The sequence below is a fragment of the Pseudomonas sp. MF6396 genome (genome assembly GCF_002018915.1).
GTDB lineage: Bacteria > Pseudomonadota > Gammaproteobacteria > Pseudomonadales > Pseudomonadaceae > Aquipseudomonas > Aquipseudomonas palmensis.
The window spans coordinates 161,012-183,627 of record NZ_MVOK01000006.1 but is presented as its reverse complement, the minus strand read 5'-3'; the positions used below and the strand labels follow the sequence as shown (position 1 = coordinate 183,627).

The following is a 22,616-nucleotide window of genomic DNA, read 5'->3' as shown; positions in this document are numbered from 1 at the left end:
TGCACAGTCCTTGTGGAGGGGGAATGTGGCATTGATCCAGAGGCCCGGCAGGTGGCGGTGGTAGTTATTTGCGCAAGGGGCAGGCAAAAAAAATCCCGCCCTGTGACAGGCGGGATTCTGCGGGTTGCTCAGCCTGTCAGTAGGCTTTGCTTACCGAGCGTGGCGCTACCGGCTGGTTGTCGTTGGAGATGGTGACCTCCACGCGACGGTTCTGCGCACGGCCCGAGTTGCTGGAGTTGTCAGCCACCGGGAACTCCTTGCCGTAGCCCTGGGCCACGATGCGCGATGGGTCTACGCCGGCACGTACCAGTGCGGTGCGAACCGCGTTGGCGCGACGCTCGGACAGCGACTGGTTGTAGCTGGCAGAGCCCTTGCTGTCGGTGTAGCCCTCGACGATCACCTTGCGGTCAGGGTTTTCCTGGAGGAACTGCGCCAGGGTGGTGATATTCGGCAGGGCGCTGCTTTTCAGGTTGGCCTTGTCGAAGTCGAACAGCACGTCGCCGAAGGTCACCAGGGTGCCGCGTTCGGTCTGCTTGGCGTTGAGGCTGTTCTGCAACTGCTTGATTTGCGCATCACGGGCATCCAGGCGGGCCTGGGCGCGTTTGGCGGCAGCGCTTTTCAGGTTGTTTTCGGCGTCACGCAGGGCGATGGTCTGCTTGGCCACTTCTACGCGCTGGTTGGTCAGGTAGGCGAGCTGGTCGACTTTCTTCTCGTCTTCCTTGTTCATGTAGGCCTGGTCGGCCTTGTTCAGCCAGTCTTGCGCGTCCTTGGTTTCCAGCGCCGCGACCTTGCTCGCCTGCGGATTGCTCTGCAGGGCGGAGAAGTTGGTCCGGGCGGATTCCAGGTTCGGGTTAGGCGGCGTGGAGCAGGCAGCCAGACCAACGCTCAAGGCCAGAAGGGCGGGGATCATCACGTGTTTACGCATAGTGGGTCATCCTTTATCGATTACGAATGCATGGGTCGGTGAGGCGAGCGGCTTACTGCACGCTGCGCATGCCTTCCTCACGCAGGTCCTGCACGCCCTGGTTGGCGTCCTGCACCGCTTTTTCGGCCTTGGCCGCCTGGGCTTTGCGCTCGGCGACGCGAGCGTCCCATTCGGCCTGTTCGGCCAGGCGCTTGGCCTCGTCGTACTTCTTGTCATGCATGGCGATTTCAGCTTGTTTGAGCTTGTCCTGAGCCGCCTTCATTTCCACCGCCGCGAACTCGGTACCGCCCGCGCTGACGGCGGAGTTCACCGCTGACTGCGTTACGGCGTACTGCTCGGTTGGCGGATTGCCTGCGCAGCCGGCCAGAACCAGGCTGCTGCCCAATGCCAGCGCAGCCAGCTTGAGCCCGCGCAGTTGGGTGAAGGAAGTTTTTTCGGTGCGGGTCTTCATGGTGGTCAACTCCATTGGATCACTCCTGATGAACAACGAATTCCGTAACAATCCATCGGCATGGCCCGTCAGCCTGGGGAACACGATATGCCCGTAGCTTAGGGGTTTTGCCGTAATGGCTATTGGCTGTGACCGAAGCGTTTTTTGAATAGTTCAGAAAAAAGTCTCGCCTTATCGTGTTTTTATCTGACTGATCGGTCAGTAGGTTTTCGGGGGAACTTTGCAGCGCGTGCGTAGTACGCGTGCCTGTATGGGTATAGACGGGGTTTGTGGTTCGGGCCATCAAAGGGCCTTGAATGCGGGGTTCTCGAGGCGGCTGCACGTCCCGTTGCAGAGGCCTGCGGGCTGTGGCGCTCCACAGCGCAGCCCGCAGTCGGCCAGCGGATCACTAGTGCGCCGGCCCGTCCTTGCGCTCACTCATGTCGCGCAGGTAACGGCGTGACAACGCCAGAAACCGAGGGGTGGGGCCGACGTCTTCGTAGAGCGGATTGTCTTCCTCGTCGGTGGCGATCACCTGCTGGCCCTTCACATACGGAAAGCTCGCCTCAAGCTCCTCCAGCGCCGCGCCGAGCAATTCGCCCAGCAACTCTTCGGGCCGGCGCTTGGGGTACATTTCGCTTAGCGCCGCCAGGCGCGCCGCCGCTTCGACGTCCAGGTGCAGGACGTGGCCGGTGGCGCTCAACGGGCCCTTGGCGCTGTGTTCCCAATGCTCGGCTAAATCACGGATCTTCATGGTGGCCTCCCACAGGTGGATGTGTTCGTTAGAGCATCGCCACCGCACATAGTTTGGTTGCATCGCCTACCCGGCTTGAAAGCCCAACCTCGACGGGGCACTCTGGACCCAGAGCTGTTTTCCCAGGATGCGGAGGCAAGGCTGATGACCGATATCGATGTGCGCTTGCGAGAAGATGTTCACCTGTTGGGCGAGTTGTTGGGCGACACCGTGCGCGAGCAGTACGGCGAAGCCTTTCTGCAAAAGATCGAAGATATACGTCGCAGCGCCAAGGCCGACCGCAGCGGCAGTGCCGAGCAGCTGAGTTCGACCCTGAACGACCTTGCCGAAGACGAACTGCTGCCGGTGGCGCGGGCCTTCAACCAGTTCCTCAACCTGGCCAACATCGCCGAGCAGTACCAGCTGATTCGCCGTCGTGATGCCGACCAGCCCGCGCCGTTCGAGTCGCGCGTGCTGCCCGAGCTGCTGGCCCGGCTCAAGGCCGCCGGGCACAGCGACGACGCCCTGGCTCGCCAGCTGGGCAAGCTCAGCATCGAGCTGGTGCTGACCGCCCACCCGACCGAAGTCGCGCGCCGTACGCTGATCCAGAAGTACGACGCCATCGCCGCGCAACTGGCCGCCCAGGACCACCGCGACCTGACCCCCGCCGAACGCGACCAGGTGCGCCAGCGTCTGCAACGGCTGATCGCCGAGGCCTGGCACACCGAAGAGATCCGCCGTACCCGGCCGACCCCGGTGGACGAAGCCAAATGGGGCTTCGCGGTGATCGAGCACTCGCTCTGGCACGCCATCCCGCATCACCTGCGCAAGGCTGACAAGGCGCTGCACGAGGCCACCGGCCTGCGCCTGCCGCTGGAGGCTGCGCCGATCCGCTTCGCCTCGTGGATGGGCGGCGACCGTGACGGCAACCCCAATGTCACCGCCAAGGTCACCCGCGAAGTACTGCTGCTGGCGCGCTGGATGGCCGCCGACCTGTTTTTGCGCGACATCGATTCGTTGGCCGCCGAACTTTCGATGCAGCAGGCCAGCGAGGCGTTGCGTGCCAAGGTCGGTGATTCGGCCGAGCCTTACCGCACCCTGCTCAAGCAACTGCGTGATCGCCTGCGGGTGACGCGGGCCTGGGCCCAGAGCTCGCTGGCCAGCCCGCAGCCGGCCCCCGCCGAGGTGCTGCACGACAACCGCGACCTGTTCGAGCCGCTGCTGCTGTGCTTCGAATCGCTGCACGCGTGCGGCATGGGCGTGATCGCCGATGGCCCGCTGCTCGACTGCCTGCGCAGGGCCGTTACCTTCGGGCTGTTTCTGGTGCGCCTGGACGTGCGCCAGGACGCCGCCCGGCACGCCGACGCACTCAGCGAGATCACCGAGTACCTGGGCCTGGGGCGCTACGCCGACTGGGATGAAGACGCGCGTATCCGTTTCCTGCAGCAGGAGCTGAGCAACCGCCGGCCGCTGCTGCCTGGCGACTTCAAGCCCCAGGCCGATACCGCCGAGGTGCTCGCCACCTGCCGCGAGGTGGCCGCCGCACCTGCCGCTTCGCTGGGCTCCTACGTGATCTCGATGGCCGGCGCCGCTTCCGACGTGCTGGCCGTGCAACTGCTGCTCAAGGAAGCCGGCGTGCGCCGGCCGATGCGCGTGGTGCCGCTGTTCGAAACCCTGGCCGACCTGGACAACGCCGGCCCGGTGATGGAGCGCCTGCTCGGCCTGCCGGGCTATCGCGCCAGCCTGCACGGGCCGCAGGAGGTGATGATCGGCTATTCCGATTCGGCCAAGGATGCCGGCACCACCGCGGCGGCCTGGGCGCAGTATCGTGCCCAGGAAACCCTGGTGCGCATCTGCCGTGAAGAACAGGTCGAACTGCTGCTGTTCCACGGTCGCGGCGGCACCGTTGGGCGTGGTGGCGGCCCGGCGCATGCGGCGATCCTGTCGCAGCCGCCGGGCTCGGTGGCGGGGCGCTTCCGTACCACCGAGCAGGGCGAGATGATCCGCTTCAAGTTCGGCCTGCCGGACATCGCCGAGCAGAACCTCAACCTGTACCTGGCTGCGGTGCTGGAGGCGACCCTGCTGCCGCCACCGCCGCCGCAACCGGCCTGGCGCGAACTGATGGACCAGCTGGCCGCCGACGGCGTGAAGGCCTACCGTGGCGTGGTGCGCGACAACCCCGAGTTCGTCGAGTACTTCCGTCAGTCCACCCCGGAACAGGAACTCGGCCGCCTGCCACTGGGCAGTCGCCCGGCCAAGCGGCGCGCGGGCGGCATCGAGAGCCTGCGGGCGATCCCGTGGATCTTCGGCTGGACCCAGACGCGCCTGATGCTGCCCGCCTGGCTGGGCTGGGAGGCGGCGCTGAACAATGCGCTGGCCCGTGGCCAGGGCGAACTGCTGGCCGAGATGCGCGAACAGTGGCCGTTCTTCCGCACCCGCATCGACATGCTCGAGATGGTGCTGGCCAAGGCCGACGCCGACATCGCGCGCTTCTACGACGAACGTCTGGTGCAACCGCAACTGCGACCTTTGGGTGCCCATCTGCGCGACCTATTGTCGCAGGCGTGCCAGGTAGTGCTGGGCCTCACGGGGCAGCCGGTGCTACTGGCGCACAGCCCAGACACCCTGGAATTCATCCGTCTGCGCAACACCTATCTGGACCCGCTGCATCTATTGCAGGCCGAGCTGCTGGCACGCTCGCGCGCACGCGAAGCCGCTCTGGACAGCCCCTTGGAACAGGCGCTGCTGGTGACTGTGGCGGGTATTGCGGCAGGTCTGCGCAACACCGGTTGAGGGCGGGGCAGGGGTGGCGCGCCAGTGCCCGGCGCGCACCCCGAGCACCCGGGCGAAGCGGTTTCGCCCCCGGTTGCGCCGGGCGCAACCCGGGCACGAACGGGCCTCACGCAGTATTTTTTTCCGACTTTCGACCGCTTGTGTGGTCCGGGTGCGCTGTGTATCTTGAGCAGCCTTTTGACCGATTTGCGGTCATCACCCGATTCTTGGGATTGGCCCTGAGTGGCGAATCCATTGATTTGCTTATAAAAAATTGAGGAGCACAAGATGCGCGTAATTCTGCTGGGAGCTCCCGGGGCCGGTAAAGGTACTCAGGCAAAGTTCATCACCGAGAAGTTCGGTATTCCCCAGATTTCCACCGGCGACATGCTGCGTGCCGCGGTCAAGGCCGGCACCCCGCTGGGTCTGGAAGCCAAGGCGATCATGGACGCCGGCAAGCTGGTGTCCGACGAGCTGATCATCAACCTGGTCAAGGACCGCATCGCTCAGGCCGACTGCGCCAAGGGTTTCCTGTTCGACGGTTTCCCGCGCACCATTCCCCAGGCTGAAGCCCTGGTGAGCGCCGGCGTCGAGCTGGATGCCGTGGTCGAGATCGCCGTTGCCGACGAAGAGATCGTCCAGCGTATCGCCGGCCGCCGCGTGCACGAAGGTTCGGGTCGCGTGTACCACGTGGTCTACAACCCGCCGAAGGTTGAAGGCAAGGACGACGAGACCGGCGAGCCGCTGATCCAGCGCAAGGACGACACCGAAGAAACCGTGCGTCATCGCCTGTCGGTCTACCACGAGCAGACCAAGCCGCTGGTGGACTTCTACCAGAAGCTGTCGGCTGCCAACGGTGGCAAGCCCAAGTACAGCCACATCGAAGGCGTGGGCTCGGTCGATGCCATCACCGCCAAGGTGCTGGCCGCTCTGAGCTGATCACCGCTCGGATGTGCACACAACGGCCCGCTTGCGGGCCGTTGTTGTTTATAATGCCGTTCTTTTTTCTTGCCCCCTGGAACCCCCGATGACCACCTTGCTGGCCCTGGATACCGCCACTGAAGCCTGCTCCGTTGCCCTGCTGCATGACGGCAAGGTGCTCAGCCACTATGAGGTGATCCCGCGCCTGCACGCGCAGAAGCTGCTGCCGATGATCCAGACGATGCTGGCCGAAGCGGGCATCGCCCTGTCGGCCGTCGATGCGATTGCCTTCGGCCGCGGCCCCGGCGCCTTTACCGGGGTGCGGATCGCCATCGGCGTGGTGCAGGGCCTGGCGTTCGCCCTCGAGCGTCCGGTGCTGCCGGTGTCCAACCTGGCGCTGCTGGCCCAGCGCGCGTTGCGCGAGCACGGCGCCGAGCAGGTGGCGGCGGCGATCGATGCGCGCATGGACGAGGTGTACTGGGGCTGCTACCAGCAGCAGGCCGGCGAAATGCGCCTGCTGGGCAGCGAGGCGGTGCTGGCCCCCGAACAGGTCAGCCTGCCGCCGGGCGCGGCCGGCGACTGGTTCGGTGCCGGTACCGGCTGGGGCTACGCCGAGCGCCTGCCGGTGGCCGTCAGTGGCCAGGACGCCGGCATGCTGCCCCACGCCCTCGACCTGCTGACCCTGGCGCGGTTCGCCTGGGACCGGGGCGAAGGTATTGCGCCCGATCTCGCCCAACCGGTGTACCTGCGCGACAAGGTGGCCACGCCCAAGGCGCGGTAAACCGCTGGTCGTCTATCGCCGTTGCGCATAAACCTTTTGCTCGATATGTGGTCCAGTTATCAGTCGGGCATTTGCGAAGTCTCTCAGGTGCCGCTAAATTGCCATCATTGCTCCTGAGTAATCGTTCATGCGTGTCGACGGCTTCTCTTCCCAGTCCTATCCGATCAAGCGCCCGCTGCGCAAGCCGCCGGTGCGCGAAGAGGACGTGGACGAAGACCTGCCGGGCGAGTTCGAGGCGCAGCCGTCGCCATCAGGTGCTGCAGGCGGCGCCAGCCGCAGCGGCCTGCCGGTGCGCCAGCAGGACATGATCTTCCCGCGGGCGCGCAACAAGCGCACCGCCCAGGCCCTGGCCAGCTACCTGACCACTGCCGGCTTCGTGGACTGGGAGATGGAAGTGCTGGGGTTGGACCTGTACATTTGAGGCATGACGCCTTTACCTTACTTTCTCGGTTGCCCGTCCTGGAGTGAAAACGCCTGGCGCGAGTACCTGTACCCCGCCGAGGCCAGACCCAGCGACTTTCTCGGCCTCTACTGCCAGGTGTTCAATGCGGTGGAGGGCAACACCACCTTCTATGCGCGCCCCGCGCCCGCCACCCTGGAACGCTGGGCGCAGATCATGCCCGCGCACTTTCGCTTCACCGCCAAGTTCCCCGGCGACATCAGTCATGCAGACGACCTGCGTCAGCAATGCGTGGCCGCGCACACCTTCATCAACCTGCTCAAGCCGCTGGGCGCCCGTGTGGCGCCCTACTGGTTGCAGCTGCCTGCCAGCTTCGGTCCGGCACGCCTGGGCGAGCTGGTGGCGTTCATCGACGAGGTGGACGTGCCGCTGGCGGTGGAGGTGCGTAACAAGGCCTTCTTCGCCAAGGGTGAGGAGGAACGTCTGCTCAATCGGCTTTTGCTCGATCGCGGCGTCGAACGCATCTGCCTGGACCCGCGTGCCCTGTTCAGTTGCACCTCGCGCGATCCGGGCGTGCTGCATGCCCAGTCCAAGAAACCGCGGGTGCCGCCACGCCCTGCCGCCTTCAGCCAGAGCCCGCAGGTGCGCTTCATCGGCCACCCGGAACTGGCGGCCAACGAGCCGTTTCTGTTGCCGTGGCTGGCCAAGGTCGCGGCCTGGATCGAGGAGGGGCGCACCCCGTACGTTTTCCTGCATACTGCCGACAACCGCCTGGCAGCCGCGCTGGCGCAGCGTTTTCATCAGGGCCTGATGGAGCGCCTGCCCGGCTTGCCGGCCTTGCCTGAACTGCACAGGGCGCCCGCAGCCGAGCAGCTTGGCCTGCTCTGACCGCCCCGTACCGCCTGCTCTGGAGTCGTGATCATGGATGTGCAAACCCTGCGTGCCGAAGCCTTCAAGGCGCTGCATGAACGTGATGGCGCCTTTGTCATCCCCAACCCCTGGGATGCAGGCTCGGCCAAGCTGCTGGCCAGCCTCGGCTTCGAGGCGCTGGCCACCACCAGCGCCGGCCTGGCGTTCTCGCTGGGGCGCCCCGATGCCGAAGGCGCCATGAGCCTGGAGGAAACCCTGGGCAACGCGCGCAGCATCGTCGATGCCACCGCCCTGCCGGTGGCTGCAGACCTCGAGAACGGCTTCAGCGATACGCCCAAGGGCTGCGCCGAGGCCATCCTGCAGGCCGCCGCTGTGGGGCTTGTAGGCGGCTCCATCGAGGATGCCAGCGGCAACCCGCAAGAGCCGATCTATGGCTTTCATCAGGCAGTGGAGCGCGTCGAGGCAGCCGTTGCGGCGGCGCGCAGCCTGGAGTTCCCGTTCACCCTGTGTGCCCGCGCCGAAAACCTGCTGCACGGGCGCCTGGACCTGGACGACACCATCAAGCGCCTGCAGGCCTTTGCCGAGGCCGGTGCCGATGTGCTGTACGCGCCGGGCTTGCGCAGCGCCGAGGAGATTCGCCAGGTGGTGCAGGCCGTGGCGCCCAGGCCGGTCAACGTGCTGATGGGGCTGAGCGGGGTGGACCTGAGCGTAAGCGACCTGCAGGCGCTCGGGGTCAAGCGCATCAGCGTCGGCTCGTCGCTGGCGCGTGCGGCCTACGGCGCGTTCTTCCACGCCGCCGAACGGATCCAGCAGCAGGGCCGCTTCGACTATGCCGAGCAGGCGCTGCCGTTCGACCAGCTCAACCAGTTGTTCAGGCGCTGATCGCCCATGCGGGGAGTGGGCATTTTCCTGGTGATAGCGATGGCGGCGGGGCTGGTGGCCTGGCAACAGGGCTGGCGCCTGCCGGCTGCCTGGAACCCGTGGGCGGTGCTGGACGTCAAGGCGCCCCCGAACCTGCTGACCCCCTACAAGCTGAGCCGCCTGCAGGATGACCCCAGGCTTTGCGAACAGGCCCTGGCCACCTCGACGCTGCGCTACAGCAAGCAGGCCGACAGCGCGCCAGATGTGGCCTGCCCGCTGCACAACGTGGTGCGGGTGCAGGGCTCGGGCGTGCGCCTGAGCAGCAGTTTTCTGGCCAGTTGCCCGGTGGCGGTGGCCTTCGCGCTGTTCGAGCGCCACGGCCTGCAACCGGCCGCGCAGCGTGCATTCGGCCAGGCGGTGGTGCAGGTCGATCACCTGGGCAGTTTTGCCTGTCGCAATGTGTACGGGCGCAAGGAAGGGCGGCGCAGCCAGCATGCCAGCGCCAATGCGCTCGACATCGCCGGGTTCAGGCTGGCCGATGGGCAGCGCATCGAGGTGCTGCGCGACTGGCCGGGTGAGGGGGGGAAGGCGAAGTTTCTACGCGAGGTGCAGGCTGGCGGCTGCGACAGTTTCAACACGGTGCTGGGGCCTGACTACAACGCTGCCCACCGCAACCACTTCCACCTGGATATGGGCTTCTGGCAGATCTGCCGTTAGGCGGCGATGCGCACGTTGTTCAGTACCACCGGACGGGCCCAGCTGAGGTCGAACTCCAGGTCCGACTGCTGCTTGAGCAGCGTGGCCTGGTCGAACGGCTCCGGCGCCGGGTCGAGCAGGCTGGCTTCCAGCTCCGCGATCGGCAGGTGCAGCGGGTACGGTTGCGGCGCCGGGCCTGGCTGCGGCAGCGGATGACCCTGGCTCATCACCACCGGGCGCACCCAGTTGTTGCTGATGTCCAGCTGGCGCTGCTGCTCCACCAGTTCCAGCGCGCTGAATGGCGGCGCAGGCTTGTCCAGCAGGTCCAGTTCGAATTCGGCAATCGGCAGGAACAGCGGCTCGGGCGGGGCGACGATGGTGTCGTGCACGTCGCACAGGCGCTGGCTGTGGATCTGCGCCAGGGTCTGGCTGCCGGCAATCGGTTCGCCGGTGACGGTGTCGACCTCGGGGACCGCCAGCTGACCTTCCTGCGCACCTTCACCCTGCTGCTCTGCCAACGCCTGGGCAAAGAAGTCCTGCCACAGGTGGCTGACGCCGCCGAGGGTCTGGGTGTTGTGCCGGGCAAAGTCGCCGACGGGCGACAAATAACCGGAAGGGAGCTGAAGAATGTCTGACATGGCAGTCGAAGGCTGTCCGGGTCTGGCAAAATAGCGATTACTGCGGTTATCGGCACAGGCCGGCAATCATTTAATTTTTTTGTGTGGGGAAGGTGAGCGGTGGAGCAACTGGCGGACGGCGGTATCCGGGTCGAGGCGTTGGCTGCCGAGTATCAGGCACAGGCCGAGCACTGGGCGGTGCGCCTGGGCTTGCCGCTGCAGGATGCGTCGGCGGCCTTTGCCGTGCAGGTGGGCGAGACCGGCCTGCAGATCCAGCAGTTGGGCCCGCAGGCACCGGGCCCGGTGCGGGTGGATTTCGTCGAGGGCGCGGCGGCCCATCGTCGGGTGTTCGGCGGGGGCAGCGGGCAGATGATCGCCAAGGCGGTCGGCATCGCCCAGGGCGTGCGCCCACGGGTGCTGGATGCCACGGCAGGACTGGGCAAGGACGCCTTCGTGCTGGCCAGCCTGGGCTGCCAGATGCAACTGATCGAGCGCCAGCCGCTGGTGGCGGCGCTGCTCGAGGATGGCCTGGCGCGTGCGGCAGCGGATGCCGAGGTGGGCCCCATCGTGGCCCGCATGCAGCTGCTGGCAGGCAACTCCATCGAGCGCATGCGCGACTGGCAGGGCGAACCGCCGCAGGTGATCTACCTCGATCCGATGTTCCCGCACCGCGACAAGAGCGCCCTGGTGAAAAAGGAGATGCGCGTGTTCCGCCCGCTGGTGGGCGATGACCTGGATGCCCCGGCACTGCTGGAGGCCGCCCTGGCCCTGGCCAGCCACCGGGTGGTGGTCAAGCGCCCGCGCAAGGCGCCGATCATCGACGGGCCCAAGCCCAGCCATAGCCTGGAAGGCAAGTCGAGCCGCTACGACATCTACCCCAAGAAAGCCCTCAAGCCCTGACTAGGGGCGGTAGGCCCGCAAAAACACCGCCACCACGTCCTGCACATGTGCCTCGGCAGCCTCGGCGTCCAGCGCCGGGGAGTAGCCGAGCAGCAGGCGATAGTTCGGCGCCCCCTTGAGCAGACAGAAGAAGTGCTCGGCCGCCCTGGCCGGCTGCTCGATACGCAGCAGACCATGCTGGTCGACGCGCTGCAGCAGTGCTTCCATCTCGCGCAGCACGCGCAACGGGCCGGCTTCGAAGAAGATCTGGCTGAGCTTGGGGTCCTGGGTGCCCAGGGCCATGATCAGGCGGCTGAGCTTGACCGATTGATCGCTGTTGATCAGCGCCTGGAAGCCGCGCCCGATGTTCAGCAGGACCTGCTCCACCGACGTGCCTTCGGTCAGTTCGAAGAACAGTTCGGGCAACTGGGCCGTGCAGGTGGCCACGATAGCCGAGGAGAACAGTGTCTCCTTGTCGTTGAAGTGGCTGTAGACCGTCAGTTTCGAAACCCCTGCCGCATTCGCGACCGCATCCATGCTGGTGTTGGCGTAACCGTGGGTGAGAAACAGGGCTTTGGCCGCCTCGAGGATGGCCTGGCGCTTGGCGAGGTCCTTGGGCCGGCCGGGGCCGTTGGGGGCGCTGGTTTCGTTTGGCATGAATGACACGTACAGGTTCGTTAAGGGGTACAGGGTACACCGTGGTCGCCACCTGGGGGCTGCAATCTGCTTTTTGAACGCCTATCAGCGCCAGTGATGGCGGGTGGAAGTGGCTTTTTCGGCTCCACGGAGGGCCCAAGCGGCAGGTCCAGGTGTCAGTTCGGTGCGTGCGACGACCCTGAAATTTCTGTCCGACAATCGCTTCCCGGCGCCGTTGCGCTGATTTACTATACCCGCCGGTATAAATATTAGATGCGCTACTCACGGAAGGTTCTCGATCATGTTGCGCCATGCCTTGCCCCTTGCATTCCCGCTTACCCTTGCCTTGCTGCTGAGCGGCTGCGGGCAGGAGAGTCCCCCGCCAAGCACCCTGCGCCCGGCCATGGTGGTGCAGCCGCAGCTGTCCACGGCGGCGGTCGACAGCTACCCCGGCGAAGTGCGCGCCCGGCTCGAGCCGGAGTTGGCGTTTCGTATTCCCGGCAAGGTCAGCAAGCGCCTGGTGGAAGAGGGCCAGCGGGTCAAGGCCGACCAGCCATTGGCCGAGCTCGACCCGCAGGACGTACGCCTGCAGCTGGAGGCCAGCCGCGCGCAGATGGCAGCGGCCCAGGCCAACCTGAGCCTGGTCAAGGCCGAGCGCGACCGCTACCAGACCCTGCTGGAACGCCAGATGGTCAGCCGCTCGCAGTTCGACAACGCCGAAAACCTGTACCGTGCAGGCCTGGCGCGAGCCAACCAGGTGCGCGCCGAATTCGATGTGGCCGGCAACCAGGCCGGCTATTCGGTGCTGCGCGCGCCACAGGACGGGGTGGTAGCCAAGCGTCAGGTCGAGGTGGGCCAGGTGGTGGCTGCCGGGCAGACCGTGTTCACCCTGGCCGCTGATGGCGAGCGCGAGGTGCTGATCAGCCTGCCGGAGCAGAACTTCGGCCGCTTCAAGGTCGGCCAGCCGGTGTCGGTGGAGCTGTGGTCGCAACCGGATACGCGCTTCGAGGGTCGCATCCGCGAGCTGTCGCCGGCCGCCGACCCGCGGTCACGTACCTTCGCTGCGCGCATCGCGTTCGCGGCCGGCAAGGTGCCCGCAGAACTGGGGCAGAGCGCACGGGTGTTCATCCAGCACGCCGAGCAGGTGCCGCTGGCGGTGCCGCTGTCGGCCCTGAGCGCCGAGAACGGCCAGACCTACGTGTGGCGGGTGGAGTCTGACAATACGCTCACGCGCACCGTGGTGCGGGTTGGCGCCTACGGCCAGGCCAGCGTGCCGGTGCTCGAAGGCCTCAAGCCCACCGATTGGGTGGTGGCGGCTGGCGGCCATGTGCTGCACGAGGGGCAGCAGATACGACCGGTGGACCGGTCCAATCGCGTGGTGAATCTGGCGGCCAAGGAGTAAGTCCCGATGGGTTTCAACCTTTCCGCCTGGGCGCTGCGCAATCGCCAGATCGTGCTGTTCCTGATGGTGCTGCTGGCCCTGGTCGGCACGCTTTCGTATACCAAGCTGGGCCAGAGCGAAGACCCGCCGTTCACCTTCAAGGCCATGGTGATCAAGACCAACTGGCCGGGGGCGAGCGCCGAGGAAGTCTCGCGCCAGGTCACCGAACGCATCGAGAAGAAGCTGATGGAGACGGGCGAGTACGAGAAGATCGTCTCGTTCTCGCGCCCTGGTGAGTCCCAGGTCACTTTCATGGCCCGCGACTCGATGCATTCCAAGGATGTTCCCGAGCTGTGGTACCAGATCCGCAAGAAGGTCGCGGACATTCGCCACACCTTGCCGCCGGGTATCCAGGGGCCGTTCTTCAACGACGAGTTCGGCACCACCTTCGGCAATATCTATGCACTGACCGGTGAAGGTTTCGACTACGCGGTGCTCAAGGACTACGCCGACCGCGTGCAGATCCAGCTGCAACGGGTAAAGGATGTGGGCAAGGTCGAGCTGCTCGGCCTGCAGGACGAGAAGATCTGGATCGAGCTGTCGAACCTCAAGCTGGCGACCCTGGGCCTGCCGCTTGAAGCTGTGCAGCAGGCGCTGGAGGAACAGAATGCGGTGACCACCGCAGGCTTTTTCGAAACCCCCAGCGAGCGCCTGCAACTGCGCGTGAGCGGGCGTTTCGAGACGGTGGAGCAGATAGAGCAGTTCCCCATTCGGGTGGGCGAGCGCACCTTCCGTATCAGCGATGTGGCCGATGTGCGCCGCGGTTTCAACGATCCGCCCGCGCCACGCATGCGCTTCATGGGCGAAGACGCCATCGGCCTGGCGGTATCGATGAAGGCCGGTGGTGACATCCTGGTGCTGGGCAAGGCCCTTGAGGTCGAGTTTGCCCGTATCTCGGCCAATCTGCCGGCCGGCATGCAGCTGCGCAAGGTGTCCGACCAGCCGGCCGCCGTGAAAACCGGCGTAGGCGAGTTCGTGCAGGTGCTGGTGGAAGCACTGGCCATCGTGCTGCTGGTGAGCTTCTTCTCGCTGGGCATGCGCACCGGCCTGGTGGTGGCGCTGGCGATTCCGCTGGTGCTGGCGATGACGTTTGCCGCGATGTATTACCTCGGGATCGGCCTGCACAAGATTTCCCTGGGGGCGCTGGTGCTGGCGCTGGGGCTGTTGGTGGATGACGCGATCATTGCGGTGGAGATGATGGCGATCAAGATGGAGCAGGGCTTCGATCGCTTCAAGGCCGCCAGCTACGCCTGGACCAGCACCGCCTTCCCGATGCTCACCGGCACCCTGATCACCGCGGCGGGCTTTCTGCCGATTGCCACGGCGCAGTCGGGCACGGGCGAGTACACCCGCTCGATCTTCCAGGTGGTGACCATTGCCCTGATTGCCTCGTGGATCGCTGCCGTGGTGTTCGTGCCGTACCTGGGCGAGCGGCTGCTGCCAGACCTGGCCAAGCTGCACGCGGCCAAGCACGGCACCACCGATGGCGCCACCGACCCCTATGGCACGCCGTTCTACCAGCGTGTACGGCGGCTGGTGGGCTGGTGCGTGGCGCACCGCAAGACGGTGATCGTGGCGACCCTGGGCCTGTTCGTGCTCAGTGTGCTGTCGTTTCGCTTCGTGCCCCAGCAGTTCTTCCCGGCCTCCGGACGGCTGGAGCTGATGGTCGACCTGAAGCTGGCCGAGGGCGCCTCGCTGAGCAACACCGCCGAGCAGGTCACGCGCCTGGAGGCCCTGCTCAAGGAGCGCGCCGGCATCGACAACTATGTGGCCTACGTGGGCACCGGCTCGCCGCGCTTCTACCTGCCCCTGGACCAGCAGTTGCCGGCAACCAGCTTCGCCCAGTTCGTGGTGCTGGCCAAGACCATCGAGGAGCGCGAGGCGCTGCGCAGCTGGCTGATCGAGACCCTGAACGAGCAGTTCCCGGACCTGCGTTCGCGGGTCACGCGCCTGGAAAACGGCCCGCCCGTGGGCTACCCGGTGCAGTTCCGGGTCACCGGCGAGCACATCGAGGAGGTGCGTGCACTGGCGCGCAAGGTGGCGGCCCGGGTGCGCGAGAACCCGCATGTGGTGAACGTGCACCTGGACTGGGAAGAGCCGAGCAAGGTGATCTACCTGAGTATCGACCAGGACCGTGCCCGGGCCCTGGGGATCAGCACCGCGCACCTGGCCAAGTTCCTGCAAAGCTCGCTGACCGGTTCGTCGGTCAGCCAGTTCCGCGAAGACAACGAGCTGATCGAGATCCTGCTGCGCGGCACGCGCCAGGAACGCACCGAGCTGACCAACCTGTCGAGCCTGGCGGTGCCCACCGAGAATGGGCGCAGCGTTGCGCTGTCGCAGGTGGCGACGCTGGAGTACGGCTTCGAGGAAGGCATCATCTGGCACCGTAATCGCCTGCCGACGGTGACGGTACGTGCCGACATCTATGGCAAGGAGCAGCCGGCGACCCTGGTCAAGCAGATACTGCCGACCCTGGAGCCGGTGCGTGCCGAGCTGCCGGATGGCTACCTGCTGGAAGTGGGCGGTACGGTGGAGGATTCGACCCGCGGGCAGAACTCGGTGAATGCCGGGGTGCCACTGTTCATCGTGGTGGTGTTGAGCTTGCTGATGGTGCAGTTGCGCAGCTTCTCGCGCACGGTGATGGTGTTCCTCACCGCGCCATTGGGGCTGATCGGGGTGGTGCTGTTCCTGATGGTGTTCCGCCAGCCGTTCGGCTTCGTGGCGATGCTGGGCACCATTGCGCTGTCGGGGATGATCATGCGCAACTCGGTGATTCTGGTGGACCAGATCGAGCAGGACATCGCGGCCGGGCTGGATCGTTGGCAGGCGATCATCGAGGCCACGGTGCGGCGCTTCCGGCCGATCGTGCTGACCGCGCTGGCGGCGGTGCTGGCTATGATTCCGTTGTCGCGCAGCGTGTTCTTCGGGCCGATGGCGGTGGCGATCATGGGCGGGCTGATCGTGGCCACGGCGTTGACGCTGCTGTTCCTGCCGGCGAAGGGCCCTAGAGGGCGCCGAAGACCTTCTTGGCCAGGCTGGTAGCCGCGGCCGCCGGGTTCTGGCGGATCGTGGCTTCCTGCTTGCCGATCATCTCGAACAGGCCATCCAGCGCCTGCTCGGTCACATAACCCTCGACGTTGGCGTTCTTGCTGTCCAGCAGGCCCAGCGACGAGGCCTGCCCGGCAAAGCTGTTGTACTGCTTGGCCAGGCCGACCTGGTCGGTGGCCTGCTTGACGATGGGCAGGAACTTGGCACGGATCTGCTCGCGGCTGGTCTTGTTCAGGTACTGGGTGGCCGAATCGTTGCCACCGCTGAGAATACCCTTGGCGTCGGCCACGCTCATCTTCTTGACCGCATCCACCAGCAACGCCTGGGCCTGCGGTACTGCCGCCTCGGCCGCCTTGTTCATGCTGGCCTCGAGCTGGTCGACCTCGGCGCCCATGCCGAACTTCTTCATGGCCTTGGCAGCCTTGCCCAGGTTGCCCGGCAGCTCGATGCGCACGTCCGGGTTGTTGCTGAAGCCGCCTGGGGTGCCCAGTTGCTTGACGGCAATCTGCGCACCCTGGGTCAGGGCATCCTTGAGGCCGCCGGTGGCGTCCTTCTGCGACAGGTCGCCGAGTGACAGGGCCAGCGCACTGGCCGACAACAGCAGGCCGGCACACAGGCCGGTAAAGGTAAGAGCAGGGCGGAACATGGCAGCATCCTTATCCAAAGGCAAAAAGGGGATCAGCGAACGGCGTCGACCTTGATTCGTACAGGCTGGGCGTCGCTACCGTCCAGCTGCACGCCGTGGTGTTCGGTGTTGATGAACAGCAGCTTGCCGTCCAGCTCGATGCGCGCGCTCACGGCATAGCGGTGGCCCGGCTTGACCTGTGCCGGGTCGTAGCTCAGGTGAAACGGCAGGGGCACCTGACCTTTTACCGGGCCGCTCTGGTTGGCCAGGGTGACGGCTGGCGCATCGGCCAGCGACACGTCCTGCAGGCTGACGCTCAGGGTGGCTGCCGGTGGCAGGGCGATGCGCTGCAGGTAGAACACCTCGCCGTCCAGGCTGGCCTTGGAGGGTGACGGGGTGCTGCTGCAGGCGGCCAGCAGGCTGCCCAGCACAGCCAGGGTCAATTTCTTCATCGTGTACTCCTGTTCAGACTTGTTGCTCGGTGGTTTCGTCGCTGCGCTGCAAGGCCACCTGGCGGATCGACAGGCGCACCTCGGCCGACAGCACGCGCTTGGCGGCGCCTTCGGCCAGCTCGCTGAGTTTTTCATGGTAGCCGAGCTTGCCCGCCGCATCCGGGCGCAGCACGCCCTGTTCGATCTGGGTCTGGATGAAGTGGCGGAACAGGCTCTTGTCGAAGAATTCCGGGGCGTTCAGGCCATGCAGGATCGACAGGCGCTGGGCCATGACCACGCACAGGTCTTCCAGCTCTTCGGCGCTGAGGGTGTGCTGGCCGCTGTTGAGCAGCAGCGCGGTGGCCATGTAGAAGCGCTGCAGGGTCTGGGTGATGGCCCGCGCCAGCAGGGTCAGCAGCACGAACTGGCGCGAACTCGGGGCCGGGCGCAGGTACACGCCGTTCTCGAAACGCAGCAGGCCCTGTTCGACGAATGCCTCCAGCCACTGGTCGATCACCCCGTCGAGCTCCTGGGCATCCCAGCGGATGAACAGCTCCGACTGCAGATACGGGTACAGCGCGTGGGTGTAGCGGCCGATCAGTTCGCGGCTGATGCGCGAGCTGCTCTGGAAGAAGCTTGCCAGCAGCGCCGGCAGGGCGAAGATGTGCAGTACGTTGTTGCGGTAGTAGGTCATCAGTACCGCGTTGTTTTCATCCAGGTACAGGATGCGCCCCAGCGCGTCCTGCTGCTCGGCCAGCAGGTCCATGCCGCGCACGTGGCCGATCAGCGCCAGGCCGTCGCCTTCGGGCAGGGTGGTATGGGCCGAGTAGGGCACCTGGCGCAGCAGCGCCAGGTACAGGTCCAGTACCCGCGCCAGGGCGCGTTCGTCCAGGGCCAGGCGGCTGGTGGACAGCAGCGCCAGGGCCACCAGGTTGACCGGGTTGATCGCGGCGGCCTCGTTCAGGTGCTGCGCGACCTTCTCGCCCAGGCGCGAGGTGGTTTCGTTGAGCCAGGCCGGGCGGAACTGCGGGCTGTGGTCCTGTTCGCGCCAGCCCGGTTGCTGCTGGTCGAGGAAGCTGGCCAGGCGGATCGGCTCGCCGAAGTTCACGGCCACCTGGCCAAAGCGCTGCTTGAGCGCGCCGATGACCTTGAAGATGTCGAAGATCGATTCCTTCTTCTTGCTCGCCCCGCGCAGCTCGCCCAGGTAGGTGCGGCCTTCGAGCACGCGCTCGTAGCCGATGTACACCGGCACGAACACGATCGGGGTGCGCGAGGAGCGCAGAAAACTGCGCAGGGTGATCGCCAGCATGCCGGTCTTGGGCTGCAGCATGCGCCCGGTGCGCGAGCGCCCGCCCTCGACGAAGTACTCCACCGGGAAGCCCTTGGTGAACAGGGTGTGCAGGTACTCGTTGAACACCGCGGTGTACAGCGGGTTGCCCTTGAAGGTGCGGCGCATGAAGAACGCACCGCCGCGGCGCAGCAGGCTGCCGATCACCGGCATGTTGAGGTTGATGCCGGCGGCGATGTGCGGCGGCGTCAGGCCGTTGCGAAACAGCAGGTACGACAGCAGCAGGTAGTCGATGTGGCTGCGATGGCAGGGCACGTATATCACCTCGTGCCCCGGCGCGATACCTTGCACCTGTTCGATATGGTTGACCTTGATGCCGTCGTAGATCTTGTTCCAGAACCAGCTCAGCACCACTTCGAGGAAGCGGATGGCGGTGTAGGTGTAGTCCGAGGCGATCTCGTTGCCATAGCGCAGGGCCTGGGCCTCGGCCTTGGCCAGCGGGATGTTCTCGCGCTGGGCCTCGTCGCTGATGGCCTGGCGTACCAGCGGGTCGTGGATCAGGCCCTTGACCAGGTTGCGCCGGTGCGAGATGTCGGGGCCGATGACGGCGGTCTTGAGGTTGCGAAAATGCACCCGCAGCAGGCGCTGGGCCATGCGCACGGTGCGCTCGTGGCCCTTGTTGTGCTCGACCAGCTCACGCAGATGGATCGGCGCGGAAAACTGCACGCGGGTCTTGCGCCCCAGGATCAGCACGGTAAGCAGCCGGCGCAGGCGCCCGGTGACGGCCCAGCTGTCGGCGAACAGCAGCTTCCACGGGCTCGATTCGCTGGCCGGCGACTGGCCCCAGAACACGCTGACCGGAATGATCTGCGCGTCCTGTTCGGCGTGCTGGCTGACCAGGTTGACCAGGCGCGTCAGCGTCGGCGGTGCGCCGCGCTTGTCGTGGCGGCCCAGCCAGTCGGGTTCGGGGGTCAGGTAGAAGAACGCCGCCGGCTCCATCACCGGGCCTACCGCCACGGGCAGCACCGGGCGCGGAAGCCCGGCTTTGGTGCATTCGCGGTCGAGCACGGCCAGATCGGTGAGCGCGGGTGATTGCAGCACGTAGAACACCGGACGGCTGCGGTCCAGGTTCAGCGAGAAGGATGACTGGTTGATGGTTTCGGAGCGCACCCACAGGTACAGCAGTCGGCGCAGGGCGCCGAAGATCAGGCGGCGCAAGGGGGAACGGGTCATTCGGTAGGTGCCCTGGGTAATGGGATTCGAGCAGATGCTCGGTAGGTTAGTGTGCCGTATCCGCGCAAGTTCAGCAAAAAGCGCCCCGGTCATGAAAATTGTTGAATGGCTGCGTTATAGTCGGTCCGCCACTTGCAGGACAAATCCGCAAGCGGCGTAGGTGGGGCCTGGTGAGGCCCTGCCGACAAGGCGATTCCAAAATAAAAATCCGGAGTAGTTCAGATGTCGTCTCGTGAGACTGGAAGTGTGAAGTGGTTCAATGACGCCAAGGGATATGGCTTCATTCAGCGTGAGGGCGGTGCGGATGTGTTCGTGCATTACCGCGCGATCCGCGGTGAAGGGCATCGCACCCTGCTGGAAGGGCAACAGGTCGAGTACAACCTGACCCAGGGCCAGAAAGGCCTGCAGGCCGAAGACGTAGTGGGGCTGTAAAGCGGCAGGCGCCAGCCTTGCTGGCGATGGGCTGCGCAGCAGCCCCTTGGCCCGGCGATGCCGGGCTTCGCCAGCAAGGCTGGCGCCTAAGCAAAGCCGGTCAACGGCTCAACTGGTACGCCAGGTGATCTCTTCCTCGCCATCGGCGCTGATGCGGATCCAGCGGTCGGCGTCTTCTTCACCTTCCTCTTCCACCCAGCTACCCGGCGCGCAGCGCACTTCGACATTGAGTGCGGCGAATGCGGCGCGGGCGCAGGCGATGTCGTCCTCCCACGGGGTCTGGTCGCTTTCCAGGTACAGGCTGTTCCATTTGCCCACAGCCTTGGGCAGCCAGGTAACAGGTACGTTACCGGCCTTGCACTTGTAGGTCTGGCCCTTCTGCTGCCAGTCGCTGCACGGGCCGAGGGCCTGGCCCAGCCAGGCGGCGATCTGCTTGTGATCGACGTCGGCGTCCTTCAGGTAAATCTCGATATCGGGTTGGCGCATGGGGCTCTCCGGGTGCGGCTCAGTCTTGGCGCACAAAGTAATCGTAACGCATCGATACCGTCACCTCTAAGGGCTCGGGGTGATCGATGACGGCCGCGCGTCTTTCTGCGCTGGCGCGCCAGCCATGGGGGGTCATGGCCAGCAGGTTGGCGCGGTCGGCCGGGGCCGCCAGGCTCAGGCGAAACTCCAGCACTTCGCCGTGGGCGTGGTGCATGCCCGGGGGCACTAGGGCCAGGTGCTTGTCGTCGGCATAGTCGCGCACTTCATCGTACAGCCGTTCGCGCAGCTCCATCAGGTGGCCGCGGGTGGGGCCGACGCGCATCAGGCCGCCGCCGGGGCTGAGCAGGCGCCTGGCTTCCTGCCAGTCCAGCGGGCTGAACACGCTGGCCAGGAACTGGCAGCTGGCATCGGCCAGTGGCACCCGGGCCATGCTCGCCACCAGCCAGGTGAGTGCCGGGTTGCGCCGGCACGCACGCTTGACCGCCTCGCGGGAGATGTCCAGGGCATAGCCGTCGGCCTGGGGCAGGGCGTCGGCCAGTTGCGCGGTGTAGTAGCCTTCGCCGCAGCCGATGTCCAGCCAGCGCGCGGGGGCGCGCTCGGCCGCAAGCTCGGCCAGGCGCCGTGCCACCGGGGCGTAGTGCCCGGCATTGAGGAAGTCGCGACGTGCCTCGACCATGGCCTGGTTGTCGCCAGGGTCACGGCTGTTCTTGTGCTGCACCGGCAACAGGTTCAGGTAGCCCTGGCGCGCCCGGTCGAAGCGGTGCCCGGCTGGGCAGCCGACACCGTTGTCCAGGGCGCCGAGCGCGGCGCTGCAGATGGGGCAGATGAGCATCAGACGAGCAACCGGGTCAGGGTCTGGTAGTAGATCTCGGTCAGCACGTCCAGGTCGCTGGCCAGGACCCGCTCGTTGACCTGGTGAATGGTGGCGTTGACCGGGCCCAGTTCGACCACCTGGGTGCCCAGGGTGGCGATGAAGCGCCCGTCGGAGGTGCCGCCGCTGGTGGAGGCCTGGGTGTCGCGGCCGGTCACGGCCTTGATGCTGGCCGACACCGCGTCGAGCAGGTCGCCCGGTTCGGTGAGGAACGGCAGGCCCGACAGCGCCCAGTCCACCTGCCAGTCCAGGCCGTGCTTGTCGAGGATCGCCGCCACGCGGGCCTGCAGCCCTTCGACGGTCGACTCGGTGGAGAAACGGAAGTTGAACAGTGCGGTCAGCTCGCCTGGCACCACGTTGGTGGCGCCGGTCCCCGAGTTGAGGTTGGAGATCTGGAAGCTGGTGGGGGGAAAGAAATCATTGCCCTCGTCCCAGTGCTCGGCGGCCAGTTCGGCCAAGGCCGGGGCGGCCAGGTGGATCGGGTTCTTCGCCAGGTGCGGGTAGGCCACGTGGCCCTGCACGCCACGCACGGTGAGCCTGGCGCCAAGCGAGCCGCGACGGCCGTTCTTGACCACGTCACCGACCAGGGTGGTGCTCGACGGCTCGCCGACGATGCACCAGTCCAGGCGTTCGTTGCGCGCCGCCAGGCGTTCGACCACGGCCTTGGTGCCGTGATGGGCCGGGCCTTCCTCGTCGCTGGTGATCAGGTAGGCGACCTTGCCCTTGTGGTTCGGGTAGTCGGCGACGAAGCGCTCGGTGGCCACGATCATGGCGGCCAGGCTGCCCTTCATGTCGGCCGCGCCGCGCCCGCAGAGCATGCCGTCGGCGTCGATCAGGGCGTCGAACGGGTCGTTGGCCCAGGCCTGTACCGGGCCGGTGGGCACCACGTCGGTGTGGCCGGCGAAGCACAGTACCGGGCCGTCGTCGCTGCCGTGGGTGGCCCAGAAATTGTCGACGTCTTCGATGCGCATCGGTTCGAGCATGAAGCCGGCATCGCCCAGGCGCTGCATCATCTGTTTCTGGCAGTCGAAGTCCAGCGGGGTCACCGAGGGACGACGGATCAGGTCGCAGGCCAGTTCAAGGGTAGGCGAGAGGTCGGCTGGGGCCGTCATGAAGGACTCCGGGGTGCAAGGCTGGGGCAAAAAGAAGGGGCGTTATCTTATAGCAAAAGTGCGGGGAAGGGACTGTGGATCTGTGCTGTCTGTGCGGGCCTATCGCGGGTCAAGCCCGCTCCCACAAG

At 66.0% G+C, this 22,616-nt stretch carries 22 protein-coding genes; 11 read left to right on the top strand and 11 right to left on the bottom strand.

The annotated features are described in order from the left end of the window. Window positions 1-136: 136 nt before the first annotated feature. From MF6396_RS08495 to MF6396_RS08485, 3 genes are all read right to left on the bottom strand, one after another. On the bottom strand, window positions 137-925 hold the full coding sequence (locus tag MF6396_RS08495; RefSeq protein ID WP_043863220.1) for an OmpA family protein: 789 nt from the start codon (window positions 923-925) through the stop codon (window positions 137-139). 52 nt (window positions 926-977) lie between these two features. Beyond that, window positions 978-1,391 carry a DUF4398 domain-containing protein gene (locus MF6396_RS08490; protein ID WP_043863221.1) on the bottom strand — a complete coding sequence of 138 codons (414 nt, stop codon included), beginning with the start codon at window positions 1,389-1,391 and terminating at the stop codon, window positions 978-980. Between the two features lie 373 nt (window positions 1,392-1,764). Then, a complete protein-coding gene (locus tag MF6396_RS08485) occupies window positions 1,765-2,109 on the bottom strand; it encodes a hypothetical protein (RefSeq protein WP_043863222.1) in 345 nt (114 codons plus the stop codon). A gap of 144 nt (window positions 2,110-2,253) precedes the next feature. On the opposite strand from MF6396_RS08485, the gene ppc reads away from it, so the two are divergent. The 7 genes from ppc (at window position 2,254) to MF6396_RS08450 (ending at window position 9,410) form a co-directional block, all read left to right on the top strand. Next, on the top strand, window positions 2,254-4,881 hold the full coding sequence (gene ppc, locus MF6396_RS08480; RefSeq protein WP_043863223.1) for a phosphoenolpyruvate carboxylase: 2,628 nt from the start codon (window positions 2,254-2,256) through the stop codon (window positions 4,879-4,881). A 267-nt stretch (window positions 4,882-5,148) separates the two neighbouring features. Continuing rightward, the gene (gene adk / locus MF6396_RS08475; protein ID WP_043863224.1) at window positions 5,149-5,799 is read left to right on the top strand and encodes an adenylate kinase; all 651 of its coding nucleotides are present in this window, start codon (window positions 5,149-5,151) and stop codon (window positions 5,797-5,799) included. 88 nt (window positions 5,800-5,887) lie between these two features. Next, window positions 5,888-6,562: a tRNA (adenosine(37)-N6)-threonylcarbamoyltransferase complex dimerization subunit type 1 TsaB gene (gene tsaB / locus MF6396_RS08470; protein ID WP_043863225.1), complete on the top strand. Its 675-nt coding sequence runs from the start codon at window positions 5,888-5,890 to the stop codon at window positions 6,560-6,562. A 127-nt stretch (window positions 6,563-6,689) separates the two neighbouring features. After that, complete coding sequence (locus MF6396_RS08465; protein WP_043863226.1) at window positions 6,690-6,983, top strand: hypothetical protein; 294 nt, start codon at window positions 6,690-6,692, stop codon at window positions 6,981-6,983. A 3-nt stretch (window positions 6,984-6,986) separates the two neighbouring features. After that, on the top strand, window positions 6,987-7,850 hold the full coding sequence (locus MF6396_RS08460) for a DUF72 domain-containing protein (RefSeq protein ID WP_078480080.1): 864 nt from the start codon (window positions 6,987-6,989) through the stop codon (window positions 7,848-7,850). A 33-nt stretch (window positions 7,851-7,883) separates the two neighbouring features. After that, window positions 7,884-8,714, top strand: a complete 831-nt coding sequence (locus tag MF6396_RS08455; RefSeq protein WP_043863228.1) for an isocitrate lyase/PEP mutase family protein — start codon at window positions 7,884-7,886, stop codon at window positions 8,712-8,714. Window positions 8,715-8,720: 6 nt separating this feature from the next. Beyond that, window positions 8,721-9,410 carry an extensin-like domain-containing protein gene (locus MF6396_RS08450; protein WP_078480079.1) on the top strand — a complete coding sequence of 230 codons (690 nt, stop codon included), beginning with the start codon at window positions 8,721-8,723 and terminating at the stop codon, window positions 9,408-9,410. On the opposite strand, the gene MF6396_RS08445 is transcribed toward MF6396_RS08450, so the two are convergent. After that, window positions 9,407-10,027, bottom strand: coding sequence for a hypothetical protein (locus MF6396_RS08445; protein ID WP_058541478.1), 621 nt, complete (start codon window positions 10,025-10,027; stop codon window positions 9,407-9,409). The genes MF6396_RS08450 and MF6396_RS08445 overlap by 4 nt on opposite strands. Window positions 10,028-10,126: 99 nt before the next feature. Here MF6396_RS08445 and MF6396_RS08440 point away from each other — a divergent pair, with 99 nt between their 5' ends. Next, window positions 10,127-10,906: a class I SAM-dependent methyltransferase gene (locus MF6396_RS08440; RefSeq protein ID WP_043863231.1), complete on the top strand. Its 780-nt coding sequence runs from the start codon at window positions 10,127-10,129 to the stop codon at window positions 10,904-10,906. Here the strand turns inward: MF6396_RS08440 and MF6396_RS08435 are convergent, their stop codons facing one another. Further along, window positions 10,907-11,542, bottom strand: a complete 636-nt coding sequence (locus tag MF6396_RS08435) for a TetR/AcrR family transcriptional regulator (protein ID WP_043863232.1) — start codon at window positions 11,540-11,542, stop codon at window positions 10,907-10,909. A gap of 280 nt (window positions 11,543-11,822) precedes the next feature. On the opposite strand from MF6396_RS08435, the gene MF6396_RS08430 reads away from it, so the two are divergent. After that, on the top strand, window positions 11,823-12,923 hold the full coding sequence (locus tag MF6396_RS08430) for an efflux RND transporter periplasmic adaptor subunit (RefSeq protein WP_078480078.1): 1,101 nt from the start codon (window positions 11,823-11,825) through the stop codon (window positions 12,921-12,923). 6 nt (window positions 12,924-12,929) lie between these two features. Further along, complete coding sequence (locus tag MF6396_RS08425; RefSeq protein ID WP_078480077.1) at window positions 12,930-16,004, top strand: efflux RND transporter permease subunit; 3,075 nt, start codon at window positions 12,930-12,932, stop codon at window positions 16,002-16,004. Here the strand turns inward: MF6396_RS08425 and MF6396_RS08420 are convergent. The 3 genes from MF6396_RS08420 to plsB are packed head-to-tail and all read right to left on the bottom strand — an operon-like array spanning window position 15,967 to window position 19,587. Beyond that, window positions 15,967-16,656: a DUF4197 domain-containing protein gene (locus MF6396_RS08420; RefSeq protein WP_043863235.1), complete on the bottom strand. Its 690-nt coding sequence runs from the start codon at window positions 16,654-16,656 to the stop codon at window positions 15,967-15,969. The genes MF6396_RS08425 and MF6396_RS08420 overlap by 38 nt on opposite strands. A gap of 32 nt (window positions 16,657-16,688) precedes the next feature. After that, window positions 16,689-17,087: a YbaY family lipoprotein gene (locus MF6396_RS08415; RefSeq protein WP_043863236.1), complete on the bottom strand. Its 399-nt coding sequence runs from the start codon at window positions 17,085-17,087 to the stop codon at window positions 16,689-16,691. 13 nt (window positions 17,088-17,100) lie between these two features. Further along, window positions 17,101-19,587, bottom strand: coding sequence for a glycerol-3-phosphate 1-O-acyltransferase PlsB (plsB, locus tag MF6396_RS08410; RefSeq protein ID WP_078480076.1), 2,487 nt, complete (start codon window positions 19,585-19,587; stop codon window positions 17,101-17,103). A gap of 222 nt (window positions 19,588-19,809) precedes the next feature. Between plsB and MF6396_RS08405 the strand changes: the two genes are divergently transcribed. Next, window positions 19,810-20,019 (top strand): cold-shock protein, encoded by a 210-nt coding sequence (locus tag MF6396_RS08405; RefSeq protein ID WP_038996759.1) that lies wholly within the window; start codon window positions 19,810-19,812, stop codon window positions 20,017-20,019. A gap of 108 nt (window positions 20,020-20,127) precedes the next feature. On the opposite strand, the gene MF6396_RS08400 is transcribed toward MF6396_RS08405, so the two are convergent. Genes MF6396_RS08400 through dapE form a run of 3 tightly spaced genes read right to left on the bottom strand, consistent with a single transcriptional unit; the run spans window position 20,128 to window position 22,488 of the window. Then, window positions 20,128-20,505 carry a hypothetical protein gene (locus tag MF6396_RS08400; RefSeq protein WP_043863238.1) on the bottom strand — a complete coding sequence of 126 codons (378 nt, stop codon included), beginning with the start codon at window positions 20,503-20,505 and terminating at the stop codon, window positions 20,128-20,130. 19 nt (window positions 20,506-20,524) lie between these two features. After that, window positions 20,525-21,337 (bottom strand): putative RNA methyltransferase, encoded by an 813-nt coding sequence (locus MF6396_RS08395; RefSeq protein ID WP_058541481.1) that lies wholly within the window; start codon window positions 21,335-21,337, stop codon window positions 20,525-20,527. Further along, window positions 21,337-22,488 (bottom strand): succinyl-diaminopimelate desuccinylase, encoded by a 1,152-nt coding sequence (gene dapE, locus MF6396_RS08390; protein ID WP_043863240.1) that lies wholly within the window; start codon window positions 22,486-22,488, stop codon window positions 21,337-21,339. The genes MF6396_RS08395 and dapE overlap by 1 nt, the downstream gene beginning before the upstream one ends. Window positions 22,489-22,616 lie beyond the last annotated feature (128 nt).